Origin of the sequence: Pseudomonas sp. W17, assembly GCF_040268305.1 — a bacterium.
Lineage (GTDB): Bacteria > Pseudomonadota > Gammaproteobacteria > Pseudomonadales > Pseudomonadaceae > Aquipseudomonas > Aquipseudomonas protegens.
Genome location: NZ_CP158490.1, coordinates 1,284,693 through 1,297,203, shown reverse-complemented (window position 1 = coordinate 1,297,203; position 12,511 = coordinate 1,284,693). Strand labels below are relative to the sequence as shown.

At 64.1% G+C, this 12,511-nt stretch carries 6 protein-coding genes; 2 read left to right on the top strand and 4 right to left on the bottom strand.

Features of this window, described 5'->3' with window-relative positions; genetic code table 11:
* Positions 1-35: 35 nt before the first annotated feature.
* Positions 36-578 (bottom strand): YaeQ family protein, encoded by a 543-nt coding sequence (locus tag ABCR88_RS05815; protein WP_041116152.1) that lies wholly within the window; start codon positions 576-578, stop codon positions 36-38.
* A 218-nt stretch (positions 579-796) separates the two neighbouring features.
* Between ABCR88_RS05815 and ABCR88_RS05810 the strand changes: the two genes are divergently transcribed.
* Together ABCR88_RS05810 and ABCR88_RS05805 are read left to right on the top strand one after the other, a co-directional pair.
* Positions 797-2,533: a hypothetical protein gene (locus ABCR88_RS05810; protein ID WP_350023642.1), complete on the top strand. Its 1,737-nt coding sequence runs from the start codon at positions 797-799 to the stop codon at positions 2,531-2,533.
* Between the two features lie 69 nt (positions 2,534-2,602).
* A complete protein-coding gene (locus ABCR88_RS05805; RefSeq protein ID WP_041116149.1) occupies positions 2,603-4,324 on the top strand; it encodes a hypothetical protein in 1,722 nt (573 codons plus the stop codon).
* 29 nt (positions 4,325-4,353) lie between these two features.
* On the opposite strand, the gene ABCR88_RS05800 is transcribed toward ABCR88_RS05805, so the two are convergent.
* From ABCR88_RS05800 to ABCR88_RS05790, 3 genes are all read right to left on the bottom strand, one after another.
* Positions 4,354-5,043 carry a phospholipase D-like domain-containing protein gene (locus tag ABCR88_RS05800; RefSeq protein ID WP_011059464.1) on the bottom strand — a complete coding sequence of 230 codons (690 nt, stop codon included), beginning with the start codon at positions 5,041-5,043 and terminating at the stop codon, positions 4,354-4,356.
* A gap of 36 nt (positions 5,044-5,079) precedes the next feature.
* Positions 5,080-10,227, bottom strand: a complete 5,148-nt coding sequence (locus ABCR88_RS05795; RefSeq protein WP_350404231.1) for a DNA repair ATPase — start codon at positions 10,225-10,227, stop codon at positions 5,080-5,082.
* Between the two features lie 176 nt (positions 10,228-10,403).
* On the bottom strand, positions 10,404-12,479 hold the full coding sequence (locus ABCR88_RS05790; RefSeq protein ID WP_015634288.1) for a flotillin family protein: 2,076 nt from the start codon (positions 12,477-12,479) through the stop codon (positions 10,404-10,406).
* Positions 12,480-12,511: the final 32 nt, after the last annotated feature.

Below are 12,511 nucleotides of genomic sequence, written 5' to 3'. Positions count from 1 at the left end.
GGGGACGGTGGATCGTTCAGGTGCGGAGCGGGCGTTCAGCCGCGCTCGCCCAGCAGCCATTCCAGCTGCACTTCGTGCTGGCCGCGATCATCGGTGACGAAGATCGTGCCTTCGCTGATCATCACGTCCCACTTGATGACCCGCGGCATGTCCTTGGCCAGGGTCTCGAGGACGTCCTGGGGCACGCCGGCGATGTTGAGGTTCTTCAGGTTCTTCACCGCGTCCAGCACCCGGGTCTGCCAGACCCGCAGGCTGCCGTAGGCCAGCAGGCTGGTGCGCTCGGTGCGGCGCGAGCACCAGGTCAGGCGATCGGCGTCCGGCTGGCCGACTTCGATCCAGTGCAGGACGCGGTCATCCAGGCTCTTTTCCCACAGGGCGGGTTCATCCACGTCCGACAGACCCCGACCGAACGACAGGTGCTCGTTGTACCAGAAGGCGTAGGCCAGCAGCCGCACGGTCATGCGCTCTTCGGTTTCCGAAGGGTGACGGGCGATGGTCTGCTTGACGCTTTCGTAGACCCCGCGGTCGAGGTCGGTCAGGTTCAGTTCGAATTTGTAGGTGGTGGACGGCTGGGCCATGTGCGGGCTTCTTGAATGTGCGAAAAGGCGGCAAGTCTAACCCGAAACCCGCCGCCCTGCCCGACCGCTGACCAGCCACTCGGACCCTGGACGACATCCGCTGAAATGCATTGCCTGGGTAAAGTCGGTTGCCAGCCCGTAACCATGGCTTTATAACCCCGCGCAAACCGGCTGGCGCGCACCGCGCCAGAGCCGCTGTGCAATAGAAAAGGACGTCCATGACCCTCTTTGTCACCCTGCTCGTCATCGTGCTGCTGTTCATCGCACTGATCCTGTACTTGCGCCAGAAATCCGCCGACCAGCAGCAGTACCTGGAACAGACCGGCAACCTCACCGCCCAGATCAATCAGACCCTGCTGATGAGCAAGGCCGAGCCGCAGCTGGCCCTAGAACTAGCGCTGCAACTGCCGGAGGGCGAAGCGCAGCAGTTGGCCCTGCAACTGGTGGCCAGCGAGCTCTATGTAGCTGGGCACAAGGCCCAGGCCACGGCGATCTACCAGCAACTGCCGCCTCACGCTCGGGAATACGTGCTCAATACCCTGATTGAAACGCTGCTCGACAGCCAGGATACCCAGGCCTGCCTGGAGCTCCTGGAGCACTGGGGCGAATCCCTGCCCAGTTGGCCGCTGCTGCAGGTGCCAATCCTCCAGGCCCGCGGTGAACAGGCGCGCGCCCTGGCGCTGATCGGCGAGCTCGGCGACCCGAAAAACCCTGCGGCCCATGAACGCCAGAGCATCGGCAATTTGCTGATGCTGTCGCGCCTGCAATTTCAGGCGGGCATGCAAGACGCCGCGCTGATCAGCCTCGAACAGGCCTGGGCGAGCTTCCAGCAACCCGGGCAGGAGCGCTATCACACTGTGCTGCGCAGCCTGTTCGACGCGTTCGCCACCCAGGGGCATGCCGAGCGGATTCTGGCCCACTCGGCCGAACTGCCGGCCGAGGAACAGGTGCAGGCGCTGATCGCCCTGTTCGATGCCGGCAATCTGGAGCCGGCCTTCAGCTTGCTGGCCGACAACGGCACCCTCTACTCCTCGACCTACAGCGACCTGATGGACTCGGCCCTGAAACGCCAGCCCATCGAAACCGCCCTGCGCCTGCTGGACCTGAGCCCCGAGATGCACCAGCACAGCCTGCTGCTGCAACTGCTCAACCATCTGGCGGCCCAGGGCCAGACCGCCGAAGCCGAGGCCCTGCTGCTGCAGCGAGCCAGCCACGAGTCGCAGCGTCCGGGGCTGATGCTCGAACTCTGCAATGAGTTGTACCAGGCGCAGCCGCAATGGACCACGGCCTTGCTGGCCCAGGCCCTACAACTGATCGACGGCCACAAGCATGACCATGAGTTCTACAACGGCTTGCGCATGCAGGCCCTGCAAACCCAGCTACTGATGCAAAGCCACCTGCCAGCTCATCGCCGGGACAGCTGGCTGGTGCGCAGCAGCATCGAGGAAATGCACCGCCTGCGCCAGCAGATGCCCGGTGACGAGCAATTGCTGCACCTGTGCGACCAGGCCAAGCTGCTGCACGCCCTGGACCAGACCGCCCAAGCCAGGACCCTGCTGGAACAGGCGGTGCAACTGCTGGATGGCGAGCCGCTGCCGGATGTGGATGAGATGGACGCGCGCTTCTACCTGGAAGACATCGCCAGCGCCTACCTGAGCATCGACGAGGCGCAACAGGCCCAGGCCCTGCAGGACCGGCTCAACGCCGAGGATTCGGGCAGTCGCATCCTGGAAGAGGAACTGCTGCTCAACCATATCCAGCATCAGCGTTACGCCCAGGCCATCGAGGGCCTGAACCTGGGCATCCTGCTCAGTGACAAGAAGCCCCTGTCGCTGCTGTACCAGGCCCTGGAAGACCTGCAGCAGCGTGCCCCCGAACGTGCCGGCGAGCTGAAACAGCAGCTGATGGCGCGCATTGCCAACGGCCAGATCTGGCTCAGTTCCCAGACCAACTGACGCCCCCCGGTTGCGCGCCCTTGGCGGGGCGCGTCACCGGCCAACAGCCGCACCCGAGGAAGATTGATCATGGAAGTACTTGTCATCCTGCTGCTGATTACCGGCGTGATCACGCTGCTGGTGGTCTATGCCAACAAGCGCAGCGCCGGCAATGACCTGGGCATCACCCTGGACGAGGCGGCGCAGATCAATCGCGCCGCGCACCTGAGCGCCATCGAACCACAAGTGGCCTTGCAACTGGCCCAGCGCCTGACGGGCAAGGCCCGGCAACTGGGGCTGATGCAGCTGCCAGCGGCGCTGTACCGACAAGGCGACCAGGAACAGGCCCTGGAAGTACTGGCCGAGCTGGATGAAACCTACCAGCCCATGGCACTGAACCAGTTGCTCGAAACCCTGCTCGACAACGACGGCCCGCAGGCTGTGCTGGGCTTGCTGGAGCGCCTGCATCAACCCCTGCCGTCAGCGCCCTTGCTGCGCATCCCGCTGCTGCTGGCCAAGGGTGAACACGAGCAGGCCCGCGCCTTGCTGGTGACCTTCGGCGTCAACCAGCTGAACCCGGACTCCCCCGGCGAGCACCGGCAGTTGGCTGCCCTGCAACGCAGCTTGGGCCTGGCCGACGAGGCTGCCATCAGCATCGGCCTGGCCTGGCAACTGCTGCTCAAGCAGCCGGTCAACGAACTGGACCCACACGAGATAGAGCAGACCCTGCGCGAGTACCGTGCCCAGGGGCAGGATGCGCAGTTCCCGGCCATGGCCGCGCAATTGCCCGGATCGGCACGGATCATCGTCGTGACCCTGCTCATGGAAACCGGGGAATTCGAGGCCGGGTTCGAACTGCTGGCGCAGGCCCCCGAGCCCGAGGACTACTTCGGCTACCCGCCGCTGCTCAAGCTGATACTGGACGCCAACCGCCCGGATCTGGCTCCACGGCTGATCGCCCAGATACCGGAAAGCTACGCCAGCGATCTACTGCTGAGCCTGTTGAACTGGCATGTCGGGCGCAACGAAATGGCCAAGGCCGAGGCGGCCCTGCAGGCCTGCGCCGTTTCGCCCTCGCAGCGTATCTGGTGCCTGGTCTGCCTGTGGGGCACCTACGTCGAGGAACACTCGCAATGGTGCGCCCATCTGCTGGAACAAGCCTTGCTGACCCTGGAAACCCTGCGTGACGATGAGCAATGGCCGTGGTTGCGCCTGCTGATCCTGGAAACCCAACTGCGGGTGCAGGCCGACCTGCCGCGCCTGCGTCGAGACAGCTGGCTGATCCGCAACAATCTGGAAGAAATGGCACGCCTCAACAGCCAGCTCGAATACGCCGATCGACCGATGAAACTGGCCTTGCAGGCCAAGCTGCTGCACGACCTGGAGCAGACCCGGCAAGCCGGCGAACTGCTGGACCAGGCCGTGCAAGCCCTCGACGACGACCATCAAAGTGCGACGCTGGACCCGGCGGAAAAAACCTTCTTCCTGGAACAGCTGGCGCTGAGCTACGTCTACATCGACGACCAGGCAAAAGCCGCCGAGCTGAAGAACCGCCTGGAGCAGCAGGCGGCCTATGCCAGCCAGTTGAGCCAGGCCATGGTGCTGAACCATATCCGCCAGCAACGCTTCGAGGAGGCGATTGCCGGCCTGGAACTGCGCAACCTGTTCATCGGCGAAAACCCGGTGCAGCAGTTGCACCTTGCCCTGGAAACCCTGAGCCAGAGCGCCCCGGAAAAAGCCCAGGGGCTGCGCCAGAAGCTGATCGACAGCCTCGCGGCCGAGAGCGCCTGGGGTTACCCGAACGCCGCCTGAGGCCGTATTGAGGCCAGCCGCTGTACGCCTTAACGCGGCGCGTAGCGGCTCCAGAGTTCGTTGAACTCCTTGAGGTAACTGGCCACCAGTTGCGGGTGGTCGATCACCAGCAGGTTTTCCTCATTGCCGGTGGTGGCGCTGCGGGTCCAGTTGAAGCTGCCGTTGAGCAAGGTCCGGCCATCGAACACGGCGAACTTGTGGTGCATGTGGAACGGCGTGTCGTCGATCCGCACCGGCACCCCGGCCTCGCGCAGCGCGGCGATATCGCTGCCGACATCGAACTGTTTTTCACTGTCGCTGATCACCCGTACGGCCACGCCGCGCTGGTGGCAGGCGCGAATTTCGTCGCTCAGTTGATCGTCGGAAATGGTGAACACGCAGATATCCACCGAGATCCGGGCCTGGCGGCACAGGTCGCGGATCTTGCGCCGGCAGTCTTCGCCGGGGCTGAAGTGGGCGCTGGCCATGTCCCGCACCGGGGCGCTGTTGGCGTCCAGGGTCTTGATCACTTGTTCCAGCCACTTCAATGCCGGCAGCACATTGACGCTGTCCGCCAGCGCCAGCTCGCGCACCAGGTCAAAGGCACGGTTACGCATGTAGCGCACCTGGTCCTGGCCCAGCTCGCTGCCCAGCTGGCGCAGCTCGTCCCGCTCTTCGTTGCTCAGTTTCAGGTCCAGCACGCTGTCGCGCAGTTGCTGGTCCAGGTGGGCAAAATCCATGTCGTGATCCTTGGCTGTTCGCCGGCAAGCCGGCTCCTACGGTTGGGAGTCCTTGAGGGTCGGAACCTCGCCGTTACTGAGCATCTGGCTCAGTTCGTCGAGGCGCGTGGCAATGTCGCCAATGCGCTGGTGGCTGTGCAGGTCGACATCGATCTTCTTGTGCATGACCTTGAGCAGCGGCAGGAAACTCTGCTCCAGGTGCTCGGAGAGGTTCTCCAGCACTTCACGCATGCCTTGCTGCGGCGCGGGCCGGGCCAGGCCGCGCACGCCTTCCACCAGATCGTTGAGCTGGGCCACGACGCGGGTGCCGACATCGCTGTCGCTGCCGCCCATGGAACGGTTGCGCACGAAGTCGCGCTTGATCTGGGTCCAGCGCTCGCTCTGCTCCGGGGTCTGGTTGCCCCGCAGTTCGGCGAGCTTGAGCAGGTTCTCTTCGGCGCCGGTGGTCAGTAGCTGGGATTCGCCCTGGTAGTGGTCGGCCAAGAGTTGCAGGAGCTCGGCATCGTTCATGACCGCCGAGATCTTCTCGGCCATCTTGTTCATGTTGCGGTAGCTGCCCTGCAGCTTGAACGGCGGCTCGCTGCGGTACTGGTCGGCCTGGGCGGCGCTGGCGATGTACTGCTGGTTGACCCGCAGCACCACGTCGCGCACCTGCATCAGGCGTTGCAGGGTGGTGGTGATCTCGTTGATCTCGGCACCGCTGTAGCTGTGGCTCAGCTCGTTGCTGGAGAAGGCCTTGCCCTCGGCCTTGGCGACAAAGCGGTAGACGTCCGCCATGTCGCGGGTGGCCAGTGGCGCCAGCACCGGGTTGGAGGTCAGGCCGTTCTCGATGTAGCTCAGGGCGAAGGCGTCCTGCATGCCCCCCAGGGTGTCGCCGAGGTTATAGATGTCGGCCCGGTTGGCCAGCATGTCGGGGATCTTGAACACTTCGCCGGACTCGGTGTACGGGTTGCCCGACATCACCACGCAGAACTTCTTGCCGCGCATGTCGTAGGTCTTGGTGCGGCCTTTCCACACGCCTTCGATGCGCCGGGTGCCGTCGCACAGCGAGATGAACTTCTGCAGGAATTCCGGGTGGGTGTGCTGGATGTCGTCGACATAGAGCATCACGTTGTTGCCCATCTCCAGGGCCAGATTGAGCTTCTCCAGCTCCTGGCGCGAAGTGGCGTCCGGTGCCTGGGCCGGGTCCAGGGAACGGACCTGGTGCCCCAGGGCCGGGCCATTGATCTTCATGAAGATCAGCCCCAGGCGGTGCGCCACGTATTCCATCAAGGTGGTCTTGCCGTAGCCCGGTGGCGAAATCAGCATCAACAGGCCCATCAGGTCGGTGCGCTTGTTCTCGCCCACAGTGCCCATCTGCTTGGCCAGGTTGTCGCCGATAAAGCCCAGGTACACATCGTTGATCAGCTTGTTGCGCACGAAGGAGCTCAGCGGCCGCGGCTTGAATTCGCTCAGGCGCAGGGCCGAGCGTTCACGGCCGATGATGCCCTGGCGCAAGCTCTGGTAACGCTGCAGGCCAGGCAGGAATTGTTCGCGGTGGGCCCGCAGGCGGGCAAAGAAACCGTCCACGGTGAGGGACAGGCTGCGCTCCTGAATGCGCGGGTGTTCGCCCATCAGGTTGCCGACACTGAAACGCAGGTCGACTTCGGTGATGCGCTTGGCAAAGTCTTCCCGCAGCAGCGACAGGGCCACCGCCTCGGGCACGTAGTCGGCCCACTCGGCGAACTCGCCCTCGGCGCACAGGGCCGAGAGCCAGTTCTCGGTCAATGCCCACTGTGCAGCAGGCCGTTCCACCAGCCGCGCCAAGGCCTGCTGGTAGTCATCCCACATCCGCGCGCCCTGCAGACGCAGGGTCAGGGCTTCCTGCAGCTGCTTGGCGTATTTGCTGAAGGTGAATTCGATGCGTTCTGCGGCCAGTTCCTGAACCAGGTACTCGGCAGCCTCCGGCAACAGCTCCGCGGCCAAGGTGAAGGCGTGCTGCTGATGCCAGTCACCCAGCGCCACGAGGATTTCCTCCTGCAATTGCAGCAAGCCTTCACGACGCCCGAACAGTTGCTGGATATGCCGGCTGGTACGGGCACGTTCCACCCATTGCCGAGGTTGCGGCTGTTCCTGCTGGCGATCCCAGTAGAGGCAGGCAAAGGCACGGGCAGCCGCGCCGAAACGCAGCAGGCCGGCGCTGTCGCGCAGGGGCAGCAACTGCAGCAGGATCGCGGCGGCGTCGTGGTCGTGAATGCCCTTTTCGTAGCCTTCCTTGTAGCGCGGCGCGGCAAAGTCGCGGATCACCCGCGCCAGTTCTTCGGGGTGCGCCAGCAAGGGTTTCAGGCTTTCCAGGCTCAGGCCTTCCTCACCCCGATCGGCAGCGTCCAGCACCTGCCCGGCCAGGTATTCGGCGCGGTACAGCTGAGCCGATTCCGACTCCAGGGCTACCTGCCAGAAGTCGCGCAGGGCCTCCAGCTCGGGGTCGCGCAGGGGTTCGAGGAAATCCGTGCCAGTGAGGTGCAGGTGCAGCTCATCGCCCCTGGGCATCAGGGTCAGGTCCAGCTCCTGGGTGTTGACGCTGAAGCGGTGGCGCGGCCCCAGCTTGATGACGTTGCCGCCCTCTTCGAACAGCTCGGTCTTGTCGCGCAGGGCACGCACGGCCTGGTCCCGGGCACCCTTTAGGCGCGACTCGACATCGTCGGCCTTGACGCTGTCCTTGAGCTCGCGCAGGCGCTCGGCCAGCTCCCGCAGCTTGAGGATCAGCGGGTCGGCGGCGAAGAACGCATTGAGCTCTTCGGCCTGGGTGAACTTGGCGGTGCGCCGGCCAAGGCTGTCGAGAATCCGCCGCGCGGCATCCAGCAGGCCTTGGGCCTTGCGCTGGCGCTCGTCGAGCAGGGATTGCTTATGGGCCTCGAAGGTTTCCAGCAACTCCTCGCGTTTGCCGAGGATATCGCCGAGGAACTGTTCATGATCGCCAAAGCGACTCTCCAGCTCCTCAAGCTGCACCAGCAAGCGCGACAGTTGCTCATCGCAACGCTCGGGGTCCTGGGCCTGCGCCAGGGCGTTGGTGATGCCCTGGCTGAAGAGTTTGAACTGGGCGCCGAACTGCGCCACGGTCTCGGTCGAGCCCAGGGCCTTGCGCCGTTGTTCGGCGCGGGCCTTGGCCTGGTTCAGGCGGGCGTAGATCTGCGAGATGGATTCGATGATGCGGGTGCGCTGGGTGGCGTCGTCGATCTGCAACGAGGCCATCAGGCTCGACAGCATGTCCAGGTCCCCGGCCATGGCTTGCAGGGCGCCCAGGGGCTCGCTGAGCTGGGCCACGGTTTCGGCTTTCTGCGCCTGGGCGTCGAGGGTTTCCAACTGGGTGACGAAGGGCAGCAGGGCCTGCTCGCTGGCGAGGAAGGTCGCGGTGCCGGCGGCAGTGCGCTCCTGGGCCTTGAGCAGCTCGGATTCCATGGCGTCGATGCGCGCCACGTCGATGTAGCGGTAGTCGCGAATGGTCAGCAGCAGGCCGCGCTGGGTGGTGATGCCGTTCAGCGCATCGACGAAGCTCTGCACCTGGTCCCAGCTGTCCACCAGCAGGCTGTCCAGCAGGGTTTTCTGCTTGGCCTCAGCGGCCACCATGGCCTGGTCCGACTGGCGGCGGATGCTTTCGACCTTCTCGTATTCGTCCAGCACCAGCTCCGACGTGGACGCCACTTCCCGCAGCAGCGGGGCCAGGCCGTCCAGCTCGTCGCTGCCCAGCCAGTGGTACACATCGAACAGCCGACGGGTGTTCTGGCACAGCAGCGAGTAGCGCTGCACCGACACCGCCGGGGTGTCGATCTCGCGGCACAGGTCGTAGAGGTCGGAAACGCTGCGCACCAGTTCGGCGTTGCCGATGCGCCCGAGGAAACCGCTGCGGGTCGGCTGCCGCGCGGCGTACTCCTCGGTGAAGAACGGTGTCTGCCAGACCTGCATCGGATGGACCCGGGTCGGCTCGTCGCCTTCGGCAGCGAAGATCACCATGCGCCCATCTTCCAGGCGCGCGTAGCCGTGGCCGAACAGCGGGTTCTGCAACTGGCGGTTGATCATGTTGTAGGTCAGCAGCACCGAGCGGCCCTGCTCCGGGTGGTAGAAGATGTACTGCACATCTTCACCGTTGGGCGAGCGCACCGAGCGCTTGAAGCGCATGCCTTCCATGGACTGTTCGAAGGTCTTGTACTCGCCGCTTTGCAGGTAGTAGCCGCCGGGGAAGATGATCCCGTGGTCCTCCGGCAACTGCACGCAGGCCAGGCCGATGGCGTCGATGCGCTCCACCTGGCGAGTCAGGCTGTTGAACACCAGATAGCGCCACTGCTCTTCGCGGTACGGCAGAACCTTGAGCAGGATCAGGCTGCCCAGGCGGGCGAATTCGATCTGCGAGTCGTCCAGGGACTGGGTCTTGTCCAGCACCTCTTCACGGTAGATGCCCAGACCCGACTCGGTGTTGTTCTCGACCTTGATGGTCAGGTCGCCGCCGATGGTTTCGACGAACACCGTGTCGAGGATGTTCAGGTGCGGGAAGCGGCCTTCGACCACCATCTCGCGGGTGGCCTTCTTCCATTCGAAGTCGAAGGGCGCCGGCAGGGCGATATCCCGCTCGCCCCGGTTGTCGATGTAACGGACGTCCCGTCCGTCCACCGAGATCGACCAGCGGAACACCCGCACATCGGTGACCCGCTCGCCAATCTGGAAACTTGCCAGCAGCTTGCCGTCACGGATCGCCAGCTGCAGCAGGCGGGTGTTCTTGTAATAGGTATAGAGCTCGTTGAAATCGTTGAGGAAGCCCTGGGCCGCCAAAAAACTGCCTTCCAGGGGCACGGGCTCGGCTTCGTAGCCTTCGCCCTCTTCCACCAGCCGGTAGAGGGAAAACACGTCAGCGACGCTGGTTTCCTTCTTCAGGCCGATAAACACGTTGTAGCCGAACAGCAGGCAGTCGCCGACCTGGACGATGTCCCGGGCGATGCAGTTGTTCTCGGTACGGATGCGCACCCGCCCAACCACTTCCATGCGGCTGTTGCCGAACTCGTCGAGACGCCGCTGGTTGAGGTCGTCAGTGGTGGCCCGCAGGCGTTGGCCCTGGTCCAGCAGGCGCTTGTGCAGCACCTCATAGGCGCCGCCTTCGGCGACGGCCTTATCCAATACGTCCTGTGGGGGAGTTGCGACTTGAGCGTCCGACATCGTGGCCTTCCTGGATCTACGGCGGTATGCAAAAAAGCGGGCTCCTCAAACCTGGAGCCCAGCACCTGAAACCAGCCAGCTGAAACCCGCCGCCTGACACCTGCCCTGCAGCCGTGGATAAAAACGACGGCTGCAGGATCAGGCGAGGGCTGGCGAATCAGCTGTGGTCAGGTATTTCAGGCTTCGGCAGACGGAGCGTCGGCCTTGCGCGTAACGGCAGCGGCGGCCAGCTCAGCGGCTACGGCCGGAGCGCCCTTGCCATTGAGCAGGCGTGCCAGCACGTCCTGGACCACAGGGCTCTTGCCCACCACGCCCTCGATGGCCTTGCCCACCGACAGCGACTTGGCGAAGGAATTGAAGAAGTCGCCTTCGCCGCCGACGATCTCGATCTTGGCCTTGCTGAGGGCAGCCGACAGCACTTCGGCCTGGTCCTTGGCGATTTCCTTGTTGGCGGCGATGGCGGCCATCGCTTCCTCGAAGTTCTTCTCCAATTGCATGCGGAACTCTTCGTGCTGACGTGCGCTGTCGCTGAGGGAGTCCAGGGCACCGAACTTCTTGCCCAGGCCTTCGGCCTCGGCGTTCAGGCGCTGCAGCAGCACTTCGGCTTCGGCCGAACCCAGGTCCTTGGTGGCCTTGGCCTTGGCCGCGCCCAACTGTTCTTCGCCACGGGCCTGGGCACCGAGCTTCTCTTCCATGACCTTGGCTTCAGCGAGGCCGTCCTTCTCTTTGGCAGCCGCCTGGGCTTCCATGATGCGGGCGTCGGCCAGGCCTTTTTCCTGCTCGCCACGGGCTTCGGCAATCAGCTGCTCGGTGCGTACGCGAGCCTGGGCCAGGCCTTCTTTTTCCTGGGCCGCTGCGGTGATTTCCAGCACGCGGGCATCGGCCAGGCCAGGCGCGGCGCGCTCGGCTTCCAGGCCTTCGGCCAGGCGTTTCTTGGCTTCGGCCTGCTTGGCCGCGGCTTCCAGTTCGGCCTGGGCCAGGTTGTTGATTTCCACGGCCTTGTGCTTGGAACGGGTCTCGTCGGCTTCGGCCTGCTTCACCTGGCGCACCAGGTCCTGCTCGGCTTCGGCCTGGGCCTGGATCACCACCACTTGCTTGGCGCGCTCGGCTTCGGAGACTTCGCGCACTTCCTTGATCCGCTCTTCCTCCTGGGCCACGGTCTTCTCCACCGCTACCCGCTCACGGATCACTGTGGCGATGTTCTTGCGCTGCTCTTCCAGAGCCTTTTCTTTCTCGATACGTTGCAGTTCCACTTCACGCTCGCGGGCCACCACTTCCAGGTCCTTGGCGCGGGTGACTTTCTCGACTTCGATGACCACCGCACGCTGGCGGTTCTGCTGGGCCACTTCGACTTCGCGCTGATGGTTCTCGGTGCGCACGTCGATTTCCTGCTGGGACTGAATGCGTGCCTGTTCGGCCTTCAGGCGCTCTTCTTCCTTGACCTTGGCGGTCTCGGCTTCCTCGCGGGCACGGATGGTTTCGATCTCGCGCTTCTGCCGGGCTTCGGCATCGGCCTGCTGGCGTTCGAGGGACAGCGAGGCTTCGCGGGTCTCGACGTTCTTCTTCTGGATCGCCAGTTCCTGGTTACGCTCCAGTTCGTTGGTGATGACGTTCTGCGCCGCGGTCAGCTCGGTGATCTTGCGGATACCCTCGGCGTCGAGAATGTTGCTCGGGTCCAGGGAGTGCTTGGCGGTCTGCTCCAGGTAGTCGATGGCCACGTCTTCCAGCACATAGCCGTTGAGGTCGTTGCCGATGATCTCGATGATGCGGTCGCGGAAGTCCTGGCGGTTCTCGAACAGTTGGACGAAATCGAACTGCTTGCCCACGGTTTTCAGCGCTTCGGAGAACTTGGCGTTGAACAGTTCGTTGACCGCGGCGCGGTCGGAGGCACGGTCGACACCGATGGCCTTGGCCACCTTGAGCACGTCTTCCTGGGTTTCATTGACCCGCAGGTAGAAGGCCACGGTGATGTCGGCGCGCATGTTGTCGCGGCAGATCAGCCCGTCCTTGGCCCGACGGTCGACTTCCAGGGTGATCAGCGAGATGCGCATGAACTCCTTGAGGTGGATCACCGGGTACACCAGGGCACCGGTGAAATGCACCTTGGGGGTCGAGGACATGTCGTTGACAATCAACGCCGTGCCTTGGGGAACCTTGATATAGAAGGCCTTGAACAGGGCCAACAGGCCGAAGACCACCAGGACGACGAGGCCGATCCCGAGCAGGATGGGCAGCAGCGACGGTAAATTCATGCAATCAATCTCCTTTGATTCTTGAGGGAGCC

Excerpts from the sequence above, each read along its gene's own strand:
- ABCR88_RS05805 (WP_041116149.1), top strand. The coding sequence starts at position 2,603 with ATGGAAGTACTTGTCATCCTGCTGCTGATTACCGGCGTGATCACGCTG.
- ABCR88_RS05800 (WP_011059464.1), bottom strand. The coding sequence starts at position 5,043 with ATGGATTTTGCCCACCTGGACCAGCAACTGCGCGACAGCGTGCTGGAC.
- ABCR88_RS05795 (WP_350404231.1), bottom strand. The coding sequence starts at position 10,227 with ATGTCGGACGCTCAAGTCGCAACTCCCCCACAGGACGTATTGGATAAG.
- ABCR88_RS05815 (WP_041116152.1), bottom strand. The coding sequence starts at position 578 with ATGGCCCAGCCGTCCACCACCTACAAATTCGAACTGAACCTGACCGAC.
- ABCR88_RS05790 (WP_015634288.1), bottom strand. The coding sequence starts at position 12,479 with ATGAATTTACCGTCGCTGCTGCCCATCCTGCTCGGGATCGGCCTCGTC.
- ABCR88_RS05810 (WP_350023642.1), top strand. The coding sequence starts at position 797 with ATGACCCTCTTTGTCACCCTGCTCGTCATCGTGCTGCTGTTCATCGCA.